The following is a 19,923-nucleotide window of genomic DNA, read 5'->3' as shown; positions in this document are numbered from 1 at the left end:
ATGAATATATGGTAACGAATACAGAGGTAAAAGAACTAGGGCATTTTATAAATGGTGAAATCGTTGCAGGCACAAGTGGTCATTTCTCAGATGTTTTCAATCCAAGTTCTGGGGCAGTGATTGCACGCGTCCCTATTGCAACGAAAGAGGAAGTGCAAGGCGCAATTGCAACAGCCAAAGCAGCCTTTCCAGCATGGCGCGCCCTGTCGGTTGGCAAACGCGTTGAAATTGTTATGAAGTTTCGTCAATTGATGACCGCACGTATGGATGCGCTCATCGACATCATTTGTATCGAAAGCGGGAAAACAATCGAGGATGCCAGGGGTGAAATCACACGTGGTATAGAATCCGTCGACTTGGCCATCAATGCCCCTCACCTATTAAAAGGCGAGTACTCCGTCAATGTTGGTGGGAATATTAATGCTTATTCCGCAAAAGCACCACTCGGCGTTGTTGCAGCGATTTCCCCATTCAACTTTCCAGTGATGGTGCCACTTGCCATGACTTGTATGGCGGTCGCAGTCGGCAATTCTGTCATTTTAAAGCCGTCCGAGCGCGTTCCCTGCTCCGCATTATTTTTATCGGAACTGTGGAAAGAAGCGGGTTTACCAGATGGTGTTTGGACAGTCATCAATGGGGACAAGGATGCGGTCAACGAGCTATTAGAAAACCCTGCTGTTGAAGCCATTTCGTTTGTCGGCTCCACAGCAGTCGCTGATTATATTTACACGACCGGTTCAAAATACGGCAAGCGCGTTACGGCATTAGGTGGCGGGAAAAACAATATGATCGTCATGCCTGATGCAGATTTGGAACAGGTCGCAAACGCATTTTTAGGGGCGGCTTTCGGAGCCGCTTCCCAGCGCTGTATGGCCATTTCCACAATCATTCCCGTTGGCGAAGAAACAGCGAATAACCTTGTCAAAGTACTTGCCGATAAAATCGCAAAATTGAAAGTGGGTCCATACACAGAATCTGACGTTGATTTTGGACCCGTTATTACAAAGCAATCAAAGGACGCAATCATTGGCTTTATAGACCGGAGCCTAGCAGAAGGCGCTACACTCGTATGCGATGGTCGTAATCCAGACATCGCTGAAAGTTCCAACGGCTTTTATCTAGGTCCTACCCTATTAGACAACGTTAAACCTGGCATGGAAGTTTATGAGCAAGAGGTATTCGGTCCTGCTCGTAACGTCGTTCGGGTAGATTCATTAGAGGAAGCAATCGCCTTAACCAATGCACATGAGCTCGGTAACGGTGTTACAATTTTTACGAATAACGGGGCGGCCGCTCGCAAATTCACAACGGAGATTGACGTCGGAATGGTTGGGGTAAACGTGCCAATTCCAATTCCTGTTGGTTATCATAACTTTGCCGGCTGGAAACGCTCTAGATTTGGTGAGGGGCATATGTTCGGGCCTGACCAAGTTCGCTTCTTCACCAAGACCAAAACCATTTCAGAAAAGTGGTTTGAAGAAAACAGCGAATCCGCATCAACATTTGCTTTTCCAAGTAACAACGACTGATGGTGCGCGTAAAATAAACTAACACCGGAATCCCGCCGAGTTTTGGTCGATGGATTTCCGGTGTTTTCTATTCAATTGGATGAGGTGTAAGTCTCTCAAACTTTATTTTTTCGCATCATATGTACTAACTGCTGCAGGATCATGACCTTCCTGCTTCTGTCAGAAGGTTTTATGATGTTCTATTTTCTCTTTAATCCGTTTCCAAACAATAAGCGGGATTGGATAGTTGCATGAGATCACACCGCATAATATCAAGTCAATCGTTGAACATGCTCATCTATGCACTGTTCAACTAAAGCTACCTGGGAGCTTAATAATAGTTTATTTATTCACCTGCCATATAGCCAATTACTACATTGAGATCCGGGTCAACAAGTATTAGAGGTGTACCCACTACAACATTCTCTTTGTCTTCAAATGAAACGATTAATACATCTTTTCCTTCATAAGTTTTATCCAACATTTCATAACTATTATCAGCAATCATTTTCTTCACTTTCGCGCTTTGCCAGCCTTCTTTAGCTGCGTCATTCCAACCTTTTTCTTCGATAAACTCCCAAGCAATTTTTCTAACATTTTCATAACTATCTGTATCAATGAAATTCCCTACATCTTGGTTATTCGAACAACCAACAACTAACAAGATCAAAAATGCTGTTATTTCTAAATATATAAGTTTTATCTTCATATACTTTTCACCCACTTTTCTTATTAGTCGTTAATAATTTATTAACGTTTCAGATAACCTCCCTCTTCCACTATGCAGTTATTTCAAAAAGAAAAAAGAGCTGCCTAAGCAACCCTTAGTCTATGACTAATGCACCATTTTGCTGAGTAGCAGTTGCAATTCTCACGGCGATAAATGTTTATAATCTACTAGTTCAATTTTGAATCCATGATCACATTTCAACTTATTTATCTTATCATTGTCACAGGGTGGGGAAATCCTTACCTTAACTAGGTCTTCTTTATAATCATCAGGATTTTCAGAAGGAATTTCAATTTTTATTGAAACATCATAGGAATGATTGTCATTGTAAGTTATATCCATAATTCTTTTCCATTCCCAGTCAAAAAGAGGATCTTGCCCATACTCTTTCACCACCCTATTATCAACAGTTGGGAATACAATGTCTAAAATAATATCCTCTGTCGTGGCATACATTCCTTCTTCATTTAAAACGGTTTCTGAATTAACAACTTGCGTAACAGTAAATACCAAAAATAAAAATCCTGACCCAAATAAAAATAAGTATTTCTTATTCATCAAGATTCACCTCAAATTTGTATTTACTCCTTATCCTTCCCACAATGCTATTTTTTATTAAACGCGCCGTTAGCCATACATGTAGCGCGGAGGAAGAAAATTGTCGTCAAAAAAACACCCTCTTATCTAGCGGGTGTGTGTTTCTTGCATTCAATTGGTCTATGTATGACAAAGAAGCATTAAAAATCGGCAAGTGTAAAAATCATGTCCACTACATTGAAAAAAATGAGATCCTGTGGTATATTTATATAGATATACACCTAAATATAAAGTAATGTACTATATCCCTACTTTAAATTATACAACATACTTTTTCGTTTGTCAAACCCAAATACTTCAAGGAGTGGTTGCTATGGATTCAGAATTTCAGCAGGAGCAAAAACGGGTGAACAGTGTAATAGAGACAATAACCGAGCGAATCAGCAAATTAGAGATAGAAACTTCTCGGCGTCGGAACGAACTGGTTACTATACGCAAAAATATTTGGGATGAAGTCAAAGTGAATGTTGATACTTTCGACGATTATCTTGAGACCATCATCGGGTTGAGACAAGAAGCTCAAGTTCTATCAGTAAGCCAAAGTACCGAAAGACATATATCAAAGAATTTATCCCAGCTTCGACGTATGCAGCAGGTTCCCTACTTCGGCCGAATCGATTTCATTGAAGATGGAGATTCTACTCAGGAACAAATTTATATTGGAATCTCCACACTTACGGATGCAAGTGGCGAAGAATTTCTTATCTATGACTGGAGAGCACCAGTCTCGAGTGTCTACTATGATTACCAGCCCGGTCCTGTTCAATATGCAGCACCCGGAGGCGTATTTCAAGGTACATTGGAGAAAAAGTGGCAATACCTTATCCGCGGTGGTGTACTTCAATCTATGTATGATACGAGTCTCACTATTGGAGACGAGATTTTACAGCAGGTTCTGGGCAAAGGTACTGACAAACATATGCACAGTATAGTAGCTACCATTCAACAAGAGCAAAACCGAATCATCCGTCATGATCATGGGAGACTGCTCATTGTACACGGTGCAGCTGGTAGTGGTAAAACATCGGCCGCCCTACAGCGGATTGCTTTTTTGCTCTACAAATATCGAGAAAGTATGAATGCTGATCAAATCATTCTATTTTCGCCTAATAGAATGTTTAACAGTTACGTGTCAAATGTGTTGCCAGAACTTGGCGAAGAGAATATGCAGCAGGTCACGTTCCAGGAATACTTAAACCATCGACTAAGCAAAGAGTTTCTAGTTGAAAATCCCTACGATCAATTGGAATATGTGTTAACTGCTACAAATACCCCTTCCTACAAGTCAAAGGTTGCGAGCATTCGATTCAAAGCATCACCTCTATTTTTCGAAGCAATTGAATCATATAGGAAGTCGTTAGCGTTATCTGGAATGTTATTCAAGGACATGAACTTTAGAGGAAAGCCGATTGTTACCGCGGAGCAAATAGCAGAAAGGTTTTATAGTAACGACACTTCACTCCGTTTCCATAATAGACTTGCAAAGTTACAGGATTGGCTAATTAAGAAAGTAAACAAAACCCAAAAGGATGAACTGACTAATCCGTGGGTACAGGAGAAAATCGAGCTGCTTAGCAGCGAAGATTACCATAAGGCACATACCTACTTAGCGAAGAAACACGGCTTTGAAAGAGAATCGATTGCCGACTATGTGATTGAGCCTGAAGCACTTGCCCGATTGATTGTTCAACAGAAATTGAAGCCGTTACGTAAACGAATCCAAACATTTGGTTTCATCTACTTTAAGGAGATATACAAGCAGCTTTTTGCTGATCCTGTGCAGATTAAACAGTGGATAGAGGGCGAAACACCCGCGGAGTGGGCGGAGATTTGTCAAGCGACGCTGGAAATGCTAGATGATGGCAAACTATCTTACGAAGACGCTACTCCGTTCTTACTTTTGAAAGAGCTTATTCAAGGCTTCCAAACTAACGGCTCGATAAAGCACGTACTTGTTGACGAGGCACAAGACTATTCAGCGTTTCAATTCGAATTTCTAAAGCGATTATTTCCTTCGGCAAGAATGACTGTGCTAGGTGACTTTAATCAGGCGATATTCGCCCATGCAAGTGAAATGGTTGATTTCCACACACTTATGAGCCTATACGGGCAGGCAGAAACGGAAGTAATCAATATGACACGCAGCTACCGATCCACAAAACCGATTATTGAATTTACGCGCAGACTAGTACCGAACGGCGAACAAATTATCCCTTTCGAACGCGATGGCGAGCGTCCCGTGCTGACACAATTGCTCAATCACACAGAACTGCACCGCTGCATCACATCCAAAGTCGCTGCTTTGCGAAATCTTGGTTATGAAAGTATCGCTATAATATGTAAATCATCTGCGGAAAGTAAGCGTGCATACGAAGCCTTGTCCAACATCAATGATAGTAAGCTCGTGAACAACGGCTCGATTGAATATGAACAAGGAGTTGTTGTCATCCCGTCGTATTTGGCCAAAGGCATCGAATTCGAAGCCGTCATCATTTATGACGCATCAGAGCAAGTATACGGCGATGAAAGCCTTCGAAGAGTATTCTATACCGCCTGCACCAGAGCTATGCATGATTTGCAACTTTACAGTGTAGGTGAACCGACCCCATTATTGTCAAACGTCCTGCGGGAAAGTTTCATCCAAGCTTAACTTAGTTGAAATTTTAACACACCTGTTGATTAGCCAAAAATAACCAGTGAATTACTGCTTACCTTTGCGTTGAAACACCAGGCACCCTATGTACGGTTACTGTCGGATAGCATTGGACTGAACAGCTACTACACCATTGGGGAGGAATTGCAGTTCATTCCTCCGTCGGGATTTCTTACTGCGTAGTGTTGCGACCTTGTCGGATCACTACGCAGTTTTTTCGATAATCGTATGGTTGTGTTTCATCCGTCGCTCTCCGTTAGTACAAGTAACCCATGTAAAAAATGGTTAATCAACAGAAGTGGCAGATTAAAAAAAAACGAAGAAAAGACCTATCGTATGTTCAATGAACTTGCGACAGGTCTACATATTCGAGATAATGAAGGACTTCCAAACTAATTTGTACTAGGTATAGATACTGACAACCGATTAGAAATTAATTGGGTGTCTTTCCATGTCAAAAGATTTTCAACATAGCCTAATGTATCTGCATTTGTCGGTCCGATAATACGCTGTAGGGCTACTAAATCAAAATTGTAGCTTTTGTTAGTTGTGATGATTGGATGTAAAGCCCCTAAGGCAAGAACCCCGCCCTGTACTGGATTTTTTAGTAGCCCATTATCGTTGTAATACTCCGATAAGTAATCATGGCCTTTGTTGCTGATGTCTATGGTGAACAACACATTAAGCCGAGGACTTTCAACACGTACTTTATAGAAATCCTCAAAATTTGCTTGGAATGCGTATTTTCCATTATAGTCATCGACGTTAAATAGTTCATGTAAACTATTATTTCTAAAGGAATAAATATAAAAGATGCCATATCCCCCACTACCACCCGTATCGATACTCACCATAATGTCAGGTACAGAATCTTTGTTAAAATCGCCTAGGAACAACCTTGCATTATATCCCGCGTTGTTTTTGAAATGAACGGTTGTACTTTTAGTAGATCGCCCATCTCGAATAACAAGCGTAATGTTATCGGCAAAAATACCTGGTGATCCATCGACATTACCATATAAATAGACAGTGTCCAAAACACCATCTCCGTTTACATCCCCTATCTTCCAGTCTAACAATCTCCGGTTCTTGTAAAATGCAATCCCTCCTGTTCACATTCATTGGTATTACTTTCTTCTCACGAATAACACTTTATACCACTGATTCACCAAAAACGGCATAAAGGACAAGATATAAATATAACTTAATTGTCCCCCACTTAATGTTGCGACTTCAAACACACCCGTAAGCGATGGAATAAATAATACTGCGTGTAAAGATAAAAAACCGATCAAAAATGCGAGCCAAGTAAATTTATTCGTAAATAGACCAATTGTGAAGATCGATTCTATCGATCTGGAGTTGAAGCCATGTACTAATCTTGACAAACATAATGTTGCAAATGCCATTGTGCTTGCTGTTAGCGTATCTCCCGTTGACAATCCCAGTCGAAAAGCAATGATCGTAGAAATAGCGATTAATGATCCTTCGAGCACCACTTGCGTAGTAAATGTTTTATTTAATAAAGGTGTGTTAATATCCCTAGGCTTGTCTTTCATCGTGTTTTTATTATGCGGTTCTAAACCGATTGCAATGGCCGGTAAACTATCCGTCAGTAAGTTAATAAATAAGAGATGCACAGGTGCAAAGGGAACGGGTAAACTCAATACGGTGGCATATAAAACAACGAAAATAGCGCCTGTATTTCCAGATAATAAGAATAGAATGGCGTTTTTAATATTGGTGTAGAGGCTTCTTCCATTCGAAATTGCTTTGACAATTGTTGAAAAATTATCATCCGTTAAAATCATGGAAGATGCATCTTTTGCAACCTCGGTCCCAGTTATCCCCATCGCCACACCGATATCGGCTTGTTTTAAGGCAGGTCCATCATTGACACCATCCCCCGTCATCGCAACGACATGTCCTTTTTCCTGCCATGCCTTCACTATACGAATTTTATGCTCGGGTGTGACTCGTGCGAAGACGGAGATATCTTGAACCTTTTCTTGAAGCTGTTGATCGGTTAATCCTTCAATTTCATATCCTTCAATTGCTTCTGATGGATCTTTTAAAATACCAATTTGTTTCGCTATCGCAGTTGCTGTTATTTTATGGTCACCTGTAATCATAACGGGTTTAATACCCGCTTTTATACAACTTTCAACCGCCGCTTTTGACTCTTTTCTCGGAGGATCCATCATCGCAAGTAATCCGACAAAGATTAAATCTCTTTCGTCTTCTACACCGATTGTCTGATTTTTCCTTACCCCTTTGTAAGCAATTGCTAGTACTCTTAACCCATTCATAGAAAAGTCACGATTCATTTCTTCGATTTTGTTTTGATGTTCTTCCGTAATGGCAAGTACCCCTGTTGAAGTTTCGATTTTCACAATTTGGGGTAAAAGAACATCTACTGCTCCTTTTGTAATCATGATAGTTTGCTGATTGAACTGATTCACCGTACTCATTAGCTTTCTGTCTGAATCAAAAGGAATTTCCAGCACTCTTGGATAGCGATCTCTTACGATTAACTCGTCAAGATTGTACTGCTTCCCCAATTTTACAAGTGCAATTTCGGTAGGATCACCGATTTCTTTATGATCTCTTTCCAAGGCGTTATTACACAATAGTGCTTGCAGGATAAGTTTCTTTTCAATTGCATTTTCTATATGCAGTTGATCGTGCGGAATGACTTTTTGATCAACAAATACTTGTTGAACAATCATTTTATTTTCAGTTAAAGTTCCCGTTTTATCGGAACAAATAACGGATACACTCCCCAGACTTTCGACAGCATAAAGCTTGCGTATAATGGCATTTTCCTTTGCCATTTTTTGCGTCCCAAAAGCCAGCACAATGGTAACAATTGAACTTAGCGCTTCTGGAATTGCTGCAACTGCAAGCGAAACGGCAAACATAAACGAATCTACTAGCTCGCGCCCCTTGAATAGATCAATCGTGAAAATGGCTAAACAGATTATCGTAATCCCTAAAGCTAATTTTTCTCCAAAATGATCTAGACTTACTTGTAAAGGTGTTCTCTTCTATTTCGCGGTATTCAGTAGATTTGCGATTTCTCCGATTTCTGTTTCCATTCCAATAGCGGTTACAGCGACAATACCACGTCCATTGGTGACAAAGCTTCCAGTGAAAACCATATTTTTTTTATCCCCAATGATTATTTGCCTTTCTTCGATGGGCGCGGTACTTTTCGCTACAGGCAATGATTCACCTGTCAGCGAACTTTCATTTACATGCAGATTATAGACTTCTACTAATCTGCCGTCAGCGCTGATATAATCACCAGCATCCAAATAGAGAAGATCTCCAACCACGATATCTACTGAAGGAATCTCTACTAGCTGATTATTCCGCATTACTTTTGCAACCGGAGAGGTCAAGGTTTTCAGACTGTCCAAAGACTGTTCTGCCTTCACATGCTGTACAGTGCCTAGAATTGCGTTTAAAATTACGACTATCAGAATCACAATCGTACTTTCTACTTCACCTAATAGAAATGAAATGAAAGCCGCAACCAATAAAATAATGACCAATAAATCTTTAAACTGTCCAAAGAAAACGGCGAAGGTGCTTGTCCTTTTCGCTTCCTCCAATTCATTAGTTCCGTAAACCTCTAGTCTCTTTTGGACGTCATAATCATTTAATCCTTGATTTGTCACGCCAAGCATTTCCATGACTTCAACCGATGTTTGTTGATGATATTTTGACATTCGATTCCCCTTTCTCTGCTACTAGTGAATTCACTCAACTATATTTCCGGAAAATAGCATTCGATAGTAAACAGCTCATTTTTTTCTATCTACCCTACCAATACTATTCCTTGTCCTACTCCAGTATGATAATAATCGATGTAGAAATTAGATGATTAGAATTAACAAGAAGGCGTAGACTTGAACAAAACACTATTTTTACAACAAATTATATGCCATATTAGTAGTTGGAATACTTCTATTGTATTGAACTGTTCGAAAACGACTTGATGGAGGTTTTATAATGGAAAAGTTAGTGAAGTTAAGGGGAATGTTTGATGAATTAGGGATTGACGGAATTCTAATTACGGATGCGATGAACCGAAGATACTTGACGGATTTTACTGGAAGTGCGGGGACAGTGGTCGTGACGAAGGCTGACGCGTATTTATTAGTCGATTTCCGTTATGTCAGTCAAGCGAATGCGCAAGTTACGAATTTTACTGTTAAAGAAATAGATCGAGCAATCATTTATGAGGAGATTTCTACTCTCGCGGAAAGTTTTGGGATCAAGAAGCTTGGATTTGAACAGCAGCATCAATCCTATTTTTACTATTCCCAGCTGCTTAAATCGATAAAAGCAGATTTAGTGCCCGTTTCCAACGTAGTTGAGGAGTTACGGATGATTAAAAATGAATCCGAAATCGCCATATTGAAAAAGGCAGCTGAAATTTCAGACGCTGCATTTGCGCATATAGTAACCTTTATTCGACCTGGGCGAACTGAAATTGAAATCGCGAATGAATTAGAATTTCATATGAGAAAATTAGGAGCAACGTCTTCTTCCTTTGATATAATTGTCGCATCTGGCATTCGTTCCGCATTGCCGCATGGTGTGGCGAGTGACAAAGTAGTGGAAAAAGGGGATATGATTACGCTTGATTTTGGCGCTTATTACCTTGGGTATTGCTCTGATATGACACGAACTATTGCAGTCGGAGAACCCAATCCTAAGTTGAAAGAAATCCATGCCATCGTTCATGACGCCCTAGAAAATGCGCTGTCGGGTATAAAGGCGGGAATGACTGGGAAAGAAGCGGATGCATTAACCCGTAATTTGATAAGTGATAAAGGGTACGGCGACTATTATGGGCATGGCATGGGACATGGCATTGGCCTGTATATCCATGAAGATATTTTCATGAATCCAACTTGTGAGCAGCATATAGTTGAAGGAATGGTGTTAACGGTAGAGCCGGGCATCTACATACCTGGTCTTGGCGGAGTTCGTATTGAGGATGATATTATCGTGAAAAAAAATGGAATCGAGATTATTACAAAATCTCAAAAAGAGTTAATCATTCTGTGACAAGGTCGTTATACAATTTAAAGAAAAGCACCTGAATTTAACTGTAGTGATGTAATATGAAATGAATTAATTATATTGATTCACACTCAAAAACACCGGAAGCTTGCCGACGTTTAGTCGATGGTTTTCCGGTGTTTTCTATTCAAAAGAATGAGGCGTAAGTCTCTCGAACTTTATTTTTTCGCATCACATGTGCTATCTGCTGCAGGATTACGACTTTCCTGCTTCTGTCATTAGGTTTTGTCATGTTCTTTTTTCTCTTTAAACCGTTTCCAAATAATAAGCGGGATTAACAGCAACGAAAGATACATGCCAAGAAAGCCTAAAACAGCATAGCTTGAGTAAGCTACAATGATTCCTGACATTATACTGCCTGCTGTTCCAGCTAAAGCAACCCACACATCAACAGTACCTTGTGTTTTTGCGCGTGTTGTCATATCAGTCGAATCGATGATGATCGCTGTTCCACTGATTAAGCCGAAATTCCATCCAAGGCCAAGCACTATCAAGGCTATCGTCAACCAGACGAGGGAATCACCTGGAGCAAAGGCTGCTAGTAATCCTGCAATTGATAACGTGACACCCGAAGCAATGACCATAACTGTACGACCGACTTTATCGACTAATAGACCTGTACCAAGCGACGGTAAATACATCGCCGCAATATGTAGACTAATGACCATTCCAACGACTGTCAGTCCAGATCCATGATTTTGCATATGGATTGGTGTCATTGTCATGATCGCAACCATAACGAGATGAGACAAGACGAGAACCATTGCACCAACAAAAATACCGATTCGATTTATTTTACTCTGCAGTGGTTTATTTACTACTGTACCGTCTGATTCAACTTGTTTTTCCTGCTTTATAGAAATTGCTCTGGCAACTAGAAATGGATCAGGTCGCAAATAAAAGAACAACGTTAATCCAGCTACGAGGTACGCGGCCGCCGCTAATATGAATGGCCCCGCTAGAGCCGGTATCCCCAGCGTCATTGCAAAGTTCCCCATTGGCGTCACTAAATTAGGTCCTGCCACTGCGCCTATCGTCGTTGAAACCATTGCGATGCTAATCGCAGTCGCACGCTGCTTTTCACTGGCCAAGTCTGTTCCAGCATAACGCGCCTGTAGATTTGTCGAAGTCCCTGCACCATAGACAAATAGCGAAATAAATAATAACAACACATTGTCCATAGTTGTTGCGAAAATGACACCAATCGCACCGATTCCACCTGTGATGAACCCAAGTGACAACCCGTAACGACGACCAAAACGCTGCGAAATCCTGCCAACTAAGAACGCTGCAAGCGCAGAACCAAGCGTAAACAAGGCAGCCGGCAATCCTGCAAAGCTTGCAGTGCCTAACATATCCCTAGCTATTAGTGCCCCTACGGTAATCCCAGCTGCAAGTCCCGCCCCACCAAAAATCTGTGACATCACGACAACGAGTAGCGACCGCTTATAGAGCTTTTGTTGTGCTTCTACTGAATCTACATAGTGTGCTAGCTCTAACGAGTCTTTTTTTCTCATATGAAAACTCCCCCTTCACCGACTCAAAGAAACCAATAGGACCAATCTAAAGGCTAGTCAACTAACATACTATCCGTGCCTTTATTTTAACACCCTCTGAACACTACAAGGGATTTATATAACAAATCACCACATGTGTTGAGTAACCAGGATCACAAACTGGGCGCTACCTGAATAATTGCTTTTGGTTTGCTTTGGATTAAATGTCTTCTATACAATTACCGAGATGCCTGGATGTGTAGGGATGCGACAAATTCGCATCCCTACATAGTTTTCTCGGTAATCATATGGTGGTCCTTCATCCCCCCTGCTCCAAATGCAAAAATACACAGAGCGCTAAAGCTTTTTGGGACGAAAGAATAGCTGACTTCCTACCTGGAGAAAAGCCGCCAAAGATGCAATTTTGGCGGCTGATGCTAGCTCTATGGTTTTTTCTTTTTTATTTAAAAGAAGTGTCACTTTCTATAGGGTATCACATGATTAGATGCATACTCTTTGCAAAAGCATGCAAGGAACACACTGTACAAACTACTAGAGTGGCCGGAATCGTAGTCGGCCAAATGAGGACTTTTACGCCTACCTTGCCAATATCTTATGCAAGAAAATGGTTAATCAACTGACGTGACAAATCACCTTTTATGGGTTTCAATATCCCATGTAATGACTTATTGTTCTATTAAACAATCCCACCTTGGTACGCATTATGTAGTGGCGCGGTGGGTAAAGTTGTTATTTGTTTGTAAGCGCGGGCACTCTATACACAACTTCTCACCAGTCATACTCATCATATAGCACTTGGTTTGAATTCTTTTTATTTAACAATCGTAATCGGACAATTCACATGCTTCATTACTTTGTGACTGACGCTTCCGAGTACCATTTCTTGAAAAGTATTTAAGCCGCGACTCCCAATAACAAGTTGGTCAATTTCTTCTGAATTCACATACTTTATTATTTCTTGACTTGGATTCCCTTTTAACATAGTAACCTTCGCCTTCACTCCGACGCCTTTTGCTAATTCCAAAATAGGTTGCACTTTTTGCTCTCGCTTTAATGTTAAGCTCTCAGGGCTTTGCGATAACAGCCGCTCATCTCTCGCCTTATCATAATCCGATACATAAATAACTTCTAAATGCGCCTCTGGTAAGTATTGGACGAGCGTAATCGCATGTTTTGCTGCACGTAAAGCATTTTCTGATCCATCAATTGCTACAGCAATCTTCATGTAGATTCCTCCCTCACGTTAATCGTTTATACAATTGTTCACTTGAAGAATTTAACCCTTGAATCTGCACCTTCACACCTTTTTGCTCTAGTTTCTGTTTCACTTTAACGATTGCACCGACTGCAGATTCATCCCACAGCTGACTATTTTCAAAATTAATGACGACTTCATTTTCTGTAACGTTGTCAAATGACTGAATAAATTTCGTAGTTGATGCAAAAAACAAAGGACCTTCTACCTTATATCCATCCAAATCATGCGTTACTGTCACACGAGAAATTTTTGCAACAAAGAATAGCGCACTTACTATAACACCAATGACAACACCTATTGCTAAATTATGTGTATATAAAATAATCGCCACTGTAATGAGCATAACAAGTGATTCCGATCTAGGTGCTGATTTAAGAAACTTAAACGAACCCCAATTAAATGTTGTAAAACTAACCATAATCATCACCCCGACAAGAACAGGCATGGGAATTTTGATAACTATATCACCTAAAACGATAATTAAGAACAGTAGAAATACACCCGCAGTCAATGTCGATAGGCGTCCCCGTCCACCTGATTTAATATTGATAATCGATTGACCAATCAAAGCACACCCTGCCATCCCACCGAAAAAACCAGTGACAAAATTGGCAATCCCTTGTCCACGTGCCTCTTTATTTTTATTACTCGATGTATCAGTCATATCATCCAATACTTGGGATGTAAGTAATGATTCCAATAAACCGACAATCGATAAGGCCACAGAATAAGGAAAAATAATTTTTAACGTTTCAAAGTTAAGTGGAATATCTGGAAGGAAAAAAGCCGGTAGTGAATTTGGCATCGTCCCTAGATCACCTATCGTCAGTAACTTCACACCACTTATGAGCGCAATACTTGTCATCACAACAATCGCAACAAGAGGTGCAGGAATAGCCGTGAAAAATCGAGGAATCGCGTACACTAAAATTAATGTAATAATCGCAAATACGTAGGTCATACTAGTTGACCCAAGTAAATAAGGCATTTGCGTAATAAAAATCATAATCCCTAGTGCATTTACAAATCCAAGCATGACGGAGTTTGGGATGAAGCGCATTAAATTCGCAACACCAAGTCCCCCAAGTATTAATTGAATAATTCCTGTTAAAATTGTGGCTGCAAGTACATATTGTAGACCATGATTCGCCATTAAACTGACGAGCACTAAAGCCATAGCACCTGTCGCAGCTGAAATTAAACCAGGTCGGCCCCCTACAAACGAAGTAATGACTGCAATTGTAAATGAAGCATATAACGCGACACGTGGATCTACACCCACAATGAACGCAAAAGCCAATGCTTCAGGAATGAGTGCCAGTCCTACAACGATACCTGCTAAAATATCGGCGCGCACATTGCCAAACCACTGTTGTTTTAAAGTATACATACTGTTCCCCTCTCATGATGTCTAAAATTACAAAAAAGCTTAAACCAGTGTTAGAATGTTGATATCATATCATTTCTAATCCCATAAGTGAATAGTTTTGGGAAGATTGGAGTAAAATAAATGAAATATGGATATATCCGTCCGATTGTCTCGGATCAACAATGCACCCAACAAGTAAATGAACTTGTGATTGATACATTATTTAAAGAGACACATGGACTCGCTAGGAAAAGAACAGAACTAGAACACTTATTAATGACTGTCCAAAAAGATGACGAACTATTCATCCAAAACATTGCAGTATTAGCCGATTCGCTGCAGCAGCTTTTAGATATTTTACGACTTGCAGAACGAGATCAATTCACCATTCACTTCGTCGATGAACAAATAACCAATCAAACCATACAAAAAGCTTCACTACTTCAAAGCGCTACTTTTTTTGCAGATTTACAATCTAAATTTCTAAGCCATTCTTCTACATTTTCGCTTCAGGCTGCTAAACAGCAGGGGAAATCGATTGGTCGTCCACGAAAAACAGATGAAAATTTACAGCTGGCTTTTGCAATGTATGACAGTAAGAGTTATACGCTATATGACATAAAAGAAACGACGGGAATTAGTAAGTCTACCCTATATCGTTATTTGGATGATCGCGCTACATCATTATCCGATGGCAAAGAGTAGTAGAGATAAACAAAAGATGATTAGGAAATCTTATATTGTACAACAATCCTTATACACTGATAAGCTCTTGCTAAAACTGGTGCCATTATTACTATTGAAATCATAGGAATAGCTATACACCAACAAAAAAGAGACCTATCCGATATTTCGAATAGGTCTGTGATTTACGTAGCTATTTTGTGGTTTAGTCCCCCCAATAGAGAACCCGTTAATGTCGCTTTGTGTCTTCTTTTATTTCTTCACTTTTGAAATCGTCAACCCATCCTCGATTGGAATAAGAAGCGATTCCAGTCGCGGGTGATTGGCTACCGTTTCATTGAATGTCTTCATTATTTCTGTATAGCGTTTAGGGTTCGCCTCCGGATCCACCACACTGCCGCCAGCCAGTACGTTATCCGTAACAATTAACGCACCCGCATTCGCAAGTCGAAGGCAAGCTGCCAAGTAATTTTCATAGTTTTCTTTATCCGCATCGATAAAGAAAAAATCAAATCGCTGCCCCTCGTCAACTAGTTGTTCAAGACTTTGCAAAGCAGGCCACGTCTTATACGAGACTTGATCACCAAAGCCCGCTTTAGCTAGATTTTTGGATGCTAACGTTGCGTACCTCTCCTCCAGTTCAAGAGACGTCAATTCCCCCTTACAAGACAAATTCCGCTATAACCGCCAAGCGCACCGATTTCAAGCACATTTTTAGCCCCTGAAATGGCAACTAGCATCGTGAGCAGCTTGCCAGAAGAAGGAGAAACCGATATGGCAGGCATGCCATTTTCCTCAATCGACGCAATCACTCCCTCCAACAGAGCATCTTGTTTCGTAAACACTGTATCGATATAACCGTTAATTTTTTTCATCCAACTCAATCCCTTCCTTATTAGCATCTACTGTTAGCTTGCGATCCGCCATTTCATCCTCATTGATTTCAAATAGTTGAATAAATTCACTAATGACCATATCTATCGCTTTTAATTCACCGACTAAAATCGGCTGGATTGATTGAAACTCAGGTCGATCTAGCTGCTGTTTAATAGTCGCACGCTTCAGATGCATTCGCTCCAAAAAAGCAATCGCCCTACCTCTGCGAAAAGTTTTCGCTCCACGCTGATGCGAGCCCTCTTCTCCACCGTGGGGTCTGCCGCGATGACGTCCTTCTCCCTTAATATGTTCCTCTCTCATTTGCAATCACCTTTCTTCGCACAACTCTGTATACATTTGTATACGAATCGGCATTATATTAATTGTATACAAATGTATACAATTAATATTCATTCATTTGAGTTCAATATTAAAAGCGAGCCTTACTACATTTGGGTGTAGTAAGGCTCGTCGTAAGGACCATTCACTATTAACTTCTCATTTTAACACCCCCTACACTTCTGCAAAGGCATTAGATAATAGACCCACGATTTGTGAGGTTTCAGTTTTCCGAAGGTAATGCGCTCAATCACATTTGGTATTTCAGCTTAATTTGTTTTATTAAGGAAAAAAACCCGCCTTGGTTCGCATTATAAAGAGGCGTGGCGGGTGAAGCTAGTATCGGTATTTAGCAATGCGCTATTCGGATTTTCGGGGTGCACTAGCAGGCTATAGACCAGTCAGTACTTCCAACGTTTCCAGAACATGATCTAGAAAATCTGCAATGTCGCCCATGTGTTCCTCATTCAATTTAGACTTAAATTTCACTTCAATAATGTCTAGGTAACTTGACGCTTCTTGTTCATAAACGAAGCTCAGTGTTTGCGTTAACTGAATCTCATTTTCCCAAATGGTAGTTAGTGCTTGGTCAATCAGTTCGCATTGTATGGCTACATTTTGAATACGTTTGGTAAATCGCACTAACAAGGAACAACCAAGATTCATTCCAGGTAACTCTAATATCTCCCCTGCCAAATCGTTTACAGATGCCCCTAACACAATTTCGGCTGTCACGTTGGGTTGATCGGTTAACGTAAATTGAATAGCAAAATCTCGAGCCATAATGGCAAAATCCATTCGATCAACCCGGTTAGTAATCGTGATTTTCCGATCTAAATTATCTAAATCATACACCTGATTTTCAAACGCTACTTTTAGATTTTCAAAAATTGTTGGATCATACAAATTGCTTCCTCCATATAACAACCGATTTTAGTAGTGCTTTATTTTCCGCAACATTTCTTATGTTTCTTCCCACTGCCACATGGGCAAGGTTCATTCCGGTCCGTTCTTCCGCCCTCAATTATGCTAAATGGGGTACTGGGTAGCGGCATTAAATGGCGTTTCCCCATTTGTCCAAGTTCATGAGGTGTATGACCTCTATTTTCCCAAATGCGCGTGGAGTTCGCAATCATGGCGATAACATGCATATATTCATTCATTTGCTTCATATCTTTACATTCAAAACGCACTAAAAAATCACGTACTACTGCTTGGAAATTGACGTCCACGCCTCGTAATTGACCGACCAAATTATCAATTTCATCTTTAATCATGAGCGTACTACCGCCGAAAAAGTCTTTCGCAAGCATTTTCCCAAGCCTTTCTTGATGGCTTGTCTTTTCATAATATAAATCATCTGTGTAGAGTAATAGCTCTTCTTTTGCAGGTACATAAAATGGCTTGCCTATGGTTCCTTCTATAAATGCAGAATAATTCTCGACATATTCAATGGCTTCATGGTTCAATGCCCTCTTTTGTGCAAACACACTTTCTTTCTCTAGCAGTTTTGCATAATGGGAATCTGCTAACAATGCCTGTAGTTCACTACTCGATACAGATGGCTCATTTTGAGCATTGTAAATCTCCAAAAACTTCGGATACTTAATCAATCCGTATAACTTAGTACATGCTATAGCATACTGGATAATAAGGTTTTTGTTAGCTAGCTTGTCGATATTCACCGTCTGAGCACCACGATATTTATCAGATAGAACGTAATAATTATCATGATCAATAGATTGCCATTCTGTCTTTTTGTATTTAACCATTCTTAATCGTTCATTCAACCAAGCAATGTCTAGAAGCAAATAGAACTGCTTCTCCGCCCATGCATAGGTGGATAAGTAATCTGGATGTGTCGGATCTTGATACACTTTTAGAAACGCTTCATAGCCTGACGGACCGCCAACATCCTCCGGTGGCGCCGTTCCCTCTCCTTCAAGTAATGTGGGATAGCCAAAATAATAATCCCTTACAATCTCTTCAAGCTCCACCAGAATCCGCCAGTCGTCACCAAAATCATAGTTATAAATGAAATGGCTGTGTTTTTCAAGATACGAGTCAATTTTTATACGTGCTGGCTGCTTGACCGTTTTACCATAATACGCCTTCCCTTTGTATTCATCTAAAATCGATTCATTATCAGTGATAAAATAATCATCTATCTCCACTCCAAAGGTATGGTACGGCTCAAGTGTACTTTGAAAATTTGTGACGTTTTGGATTGTTTCATGCAAGCGGTTAAATGTCGCACCTGCTGGTAAAATAATGCGCCTCCAGATTTGAGGCGTAATTCCTTCAAAGGATAGTTTTAAAATATATGCTTTCATATGTCACCCTCGTCTTTTATTTACATCTAATCTCATATTGTAGCTCTTACTAGCTATTTTAACGTAAATAATCCACTACATCGAAGAAAAGACCTTTCGCATGTTCAATGAACTTGCAAAAGGTCTTGCCTATTCGGGATCGTTTCTTGCACAACTACCTCCAATTCACTTCAAATAAAACAATCCACCATTTATAATATCAATTTTAATTCTCGCTTCGTATTGTTGGTCCATAGCTTCTTTCTCTGTTTCATAACAATCCGGCTTGTTTTCTATCCCTTCATAGAAGTACTCTAATACCTTGCGATCCTTTTGCCATCTCAACTTCGCTTCTTCAGCCCATGTGTGATCCGCCTTCTGTATGAAGTTGTCAATTATCCCATCCAATCGTTCAAGGGCACGAATGGGCTTAATAATATAGGGCAAATTAAAGGTGTTTTCCGACATGGTAGAAGTTAATTCTACCGTTCCTAACAATTCCTGAAACTCCTCTTTTACCTCGCCAGTCATTAAGTTAATACCTAACGAATATAGAATTTCTTTCGTTTGATCACTGTAATACGATATTTTATAATTAACTGCTAACCAAGGTGTTAAGATGGTTTGCGGTTCTAATTTATCTACTATCCGCTCATACATCTGGACAAATGAGCCCATCTCTTTCGTTGCTTGAAACAGTTGACTAAGCCGAGGGGAACCGAAGTGTATAACTTCCCCTTTGATATCTTCAACAAGCCTATTTTTATCCGTGATAAAAGTTAGTTGCGCTGGATTTGGCTCGCCATCAGTACTTTCTAAGTACCTCCAATAATATGGTCTGTTCATAATTTTTTTATCCATTTCAATCGTTAATTGAACGTTAATATAATGATCATTGTCATTTAATACTTGGCAATTGTTTTCATTAAAAAACTGTAGTAAATAACTGTGAATCTGTTGTGGGTACATGTAATTCCTCCTCC

General features: G+C 40.1%; 14 protein-coding genes and 2 pseudogenes. 4 read left to right on the top strand and 12 right to left on the bottom strand.

The window, feature by feature from the left end; all coding sequences use genetic code 11:
• Window positions 1-8: 8 nt before the first annotated feature.
• Window positions 9-1,529 (top strand): CoA-acylating methylmalonate-semialdehyde dehydrogenase, encoded by a 1,521-nt coding sequence (locus I2483_RS15930; RefSeq protein WP_207278085.1) that lies wholly within the window; start codon window positions 9-11, stop codon window positions 1,527-1,529.
• Window positions 1,530-1,854: 325 nt separating this feature from the next.
• Here the strand turns inward: I2483_RS15930 and I2483_RS15925 are convergent, their stop codons facing one another.
• Window positions 1,855-2,217: a hypothetical protein gene (locus tag I2483_RS15925; protein ID WP_207278084.1), complete on the bottom strand. Its 363-nt coding sequence runs from the start codon at window positions 2,215-2,217 to the stop codon at window positions 1,855-1,857.
• A gap of 162 nt (window positions 2,218-2,379) precedes the next feature.
• Window positions 2,380-2,796, bottom strand: coding sequence for a DUF3888 domain-containing protein (locus tag I2483_RS15920; protein WP_207278083.1), 417 nt, complete (start codon window positions 2,794-2,796; stop codon window positions 2,380-2,382).
• A gap of 352 nt (window positions 2,797-3,148) precedes the next feature.
• Here I2483_RS15920 and helD point away from each other — a divergent pair, with 352 nt between their 5' ends.
• Window positions 3,149-5,485: an RNA polymerase recycling motor HelD gene (helD, locus tag I2483_RS15915; protein ID WP_207278082.1), complete on the top strand. Its 2,337-nt coding sequence runs from the start codon at window positions 3,149-3,151 to the stop codon at window positions 5,483-5,485.
• A 395-nt stretch (window positions 5,486-5,880) separates the two neighbouring features.
• Here the strand turns inward: helD and I2483_RS15910 are convergent, their stop codons facing one another.
• Together I2483_RS15910 and I2483_RS15905 are read right to left on the bottom strand one after the other, a co-directional pair.
• Entirely contained in the window at window positions 5,881-6,567 is a 687-nt protein-coding gene (locus I2483_RS15910; RefSeq protein ID WP_218624985.1) for a VCBS repeat-containing protein, read from the bottom strand.
• 48 nt (window positions 6,568-6,615) lie between these two features.
• Window positions 6,616-9,222 (bottom strand): annotated as a pseudogene (locus tag I2483_RS15905) (cation-translocating P-type ATPase).
• A 283-nt stretch (window positions 9,223-9,505) separates the two neighbouring features.
• Between I2483_RS15905 and I2483_RS15900 the strand changes: the two are divergent.
• On the top strand, window positions 9,506-10,570 hold the full coding sequence (locus I2483_RS15900) for a M24 family metallopeptidase (protein ID WP_207278081.1): 1,065 nt from the start codon (window positions 9,506-9,508) through the stop codon (window positions 10,568-10,570).
• 233 nt (window positions 10,571-10,803) lie between these two features.
• Here the strand turns inward: I2483_RS15900 and I2483_RS15895 are convergent, their stop codons facing one another.
• The 3 genes from I2483_RS15895 to I2483_RS15885 form a co-directional block, all read right to left on the bottom strand.
• A complete protein-coding gene (locus tag I2483_RS15895) occupies window positions 10,804-12,102 on the bottom strand; it encodes an MFS transporter (protein WP_207278080.1) in 1,299 nt (432 codons plus the stop codon).
• Window positions 12,103-12,913: 811 nt separating this feature from the next.
• On the bottom strand, window positions 12,914-13,327 hold the full coding sequence (locus tag I2483_RS15890; protein WP_207278079.1) for a universal stress protein: 414 nt from the start codon (window positions 13,325-13,327) through the stop codon (window positions 12,914-12,916).
• Between the two features lie 13 nt (window positions 13,328-13,340).
• Window positions 13,341-14,750 (bottom strand): SulP family inorganic anion transporter, encoded by a 1,410-nt coding sequence (locus I2483_RS15885; RefSeq protein WP_207278078.1) that lies wholly within the window; start codon window positions 14,748-14,750, stop codon window positions 13,341-13,343.
• Window positions 14,751-14,870: 120 nt separating this feature from the next.
• Here I2483_RS15885 and I2483_RS15880 point away from each other — a divergent pair, with 120 nt between their 5' ends.
• Window positions 14,871-15,434, top strand: a complete 564-nt coding sequence (locus tag I2483_RS15880; protein WP_207278077.1) for a recombinase family protein — start codon at window positions 14,871-14,873, stop codon at window positions 15,432-15,434.
• Window positions 15,435-15,665: 231 nt separating this feature from the next.
• On the opposite strand, the pseudogene I2483_RS15875 reads toward I2483_RS15880, so the two are convergent.
• From I2483_RS15875 to I2483_RS15855, 5 genes and pseudogenes are all read right to left on the bottom strand, one after another.
• Window positions 15,666-16,288: pseudogene (locus I2483_RS15875) on the bottom strand (O-methyltransferase).
• Complete coding sequence (locus tag I2483_RS15870) at window positions 16,275-16,610, bottom strand: hypothetical protein (protein WP_207278076.1); 336 nt, start codon at window positions 16,608-16,610, stop codon at window positions 16,275-16,277. The pseudogene I2483_RS15875 and the gene I2483_RS15870 overlap by 14 nt, the downstream one beginning before the upstream one ends.
• 408 nt (window positions 16,611-17,018) lie before the next feature.
• Window positions 17,019-17,534 (bottom strand): hypothetical protein, encoded by a 516-nt coding sequence (locus I2483_RS15865; protein WP_207278075.1) that lies wholly within the window; start codon window positions 17,532-17,534, stop codon window positions 17,019-17,021.
• 38 nt (window positions 17,535-17,572) lie between these two features.
• On the bottom strand, window positions 17,573-18,961 hold the full coding sequence (locus I2483_RS15860) for a plasmid pRiA4b ORF-3 family protein (RefSeq protein WP_207278074.1): 1,389 nt from the start codon (window positions 18,959-18,961) through the stop codon (window positions 17,573-17,575).
• A 165-nt stretch (window positions 18,962-19,126) separates the two neighbouring features.
• A complete protein-coding gene (locus I2483_RS15855; protein WP_186670932.1) occupies window positions 19,127-19,909 on the bottom strand; it encodes a YqhG family protein in 783 nt (260 codons plus the stop codon).
• Between the last annotated feature and the right edge of the window lie 14 nt (window positions 19,910-19,923).

Origin of the sequence: Sporosarcina sp. E16_3 (genome assembly GCF_017347125.1) — a bacterium.
Taxonomy (GTDB): Bacteria; Bacillota; Bacilli; order Bacillales_A; family Planococcaceae; genus Sporosarcina.
The sequence above is the reverse complement of the archived record's forward strand: the minus strand, read 5'-3'. Positions and strand labels throughout refer to the sequence as shown.

Coding starts and splice junctions, on each gene's coding strand:
- I2483_RS15930 (WP_207278085.1), top strand. CDS start 9: ATGGTAACGAATACAGAGGTAAAAGAACTAGGGCATTTTATAAATGGT.
- I2483_RS15925 (WP_207278084.1), bottom strand. CDS start 2,217: ATGAAGATAAAACTTATATATTTAGAAATAACAGCATTTTTGATCTTG.
- I2483_RS15920 (WP_207278083.1), bottom strand. CDS start 2,796: ATGAATAAGAAATACTTATTTTTATTTGGGTCAGGATTTTTATTTTTG.
- helD (WP_207278082.1), top strand. CDS start 3,149: ATGGATTCAGAATTTCAGCAGGAGCAAAAACGGGTGAACAGTGTAATA.
- I2483_RS15900 (WP_207278081.1), top strand. CDS start 9,506: ATGGAAAAGTTAGTGAAGTTAAGGGGAATGTTTGATGAATTAGGGATT.
- I2483_RS15895 (WP_207278080.1), bottom strand. CDS start 12,102: ATGAGAAAAAAAGACTCGTTAGAGCTAGCACACTATGTAGATTCAGTA.
- I2483_RS15890 (WP_207278079.1), bottom strand. CDS start 13,327: ATGAAGATTGCTGTAGCAATTGATGGATCAGAAAATGCTTTACGTGCA.
- I2483_RS15885 (WP_207278078.1), bottom strand. CDS start 14,750: ATGTATACTTTAAAACAACAGTGGTTTGGCAATGTGCGCGCCGATATT.
- I2483_RS15880 (WP_207278077.1), top strand. CDS start 14,871: ATGAAATATGGATATATCCGTCCGATTGTCTCGGATCAACAATGCACC.
- I2483_RS15870 (WP_207278076.1), bottom strand. CDS start 16,610: ATGAGAGAGGAACATATTAAGGGAGAAGGACGTCATCGCGGCAGACCC.
- I2483_RS15860 (WP_207278074.1), bottom strand. CDS start 18,961: ATGAAAGCATATATTTTAAAACTATCCTTTGAAGGAATTACGCCTCAA.
- I2483_RS15855 (WP_186670932.1), bottom strand. CDS start 19,909: ATGTACCCACAACAGATTCACAGTTATTTACTACAGTTTTTTAATGAA.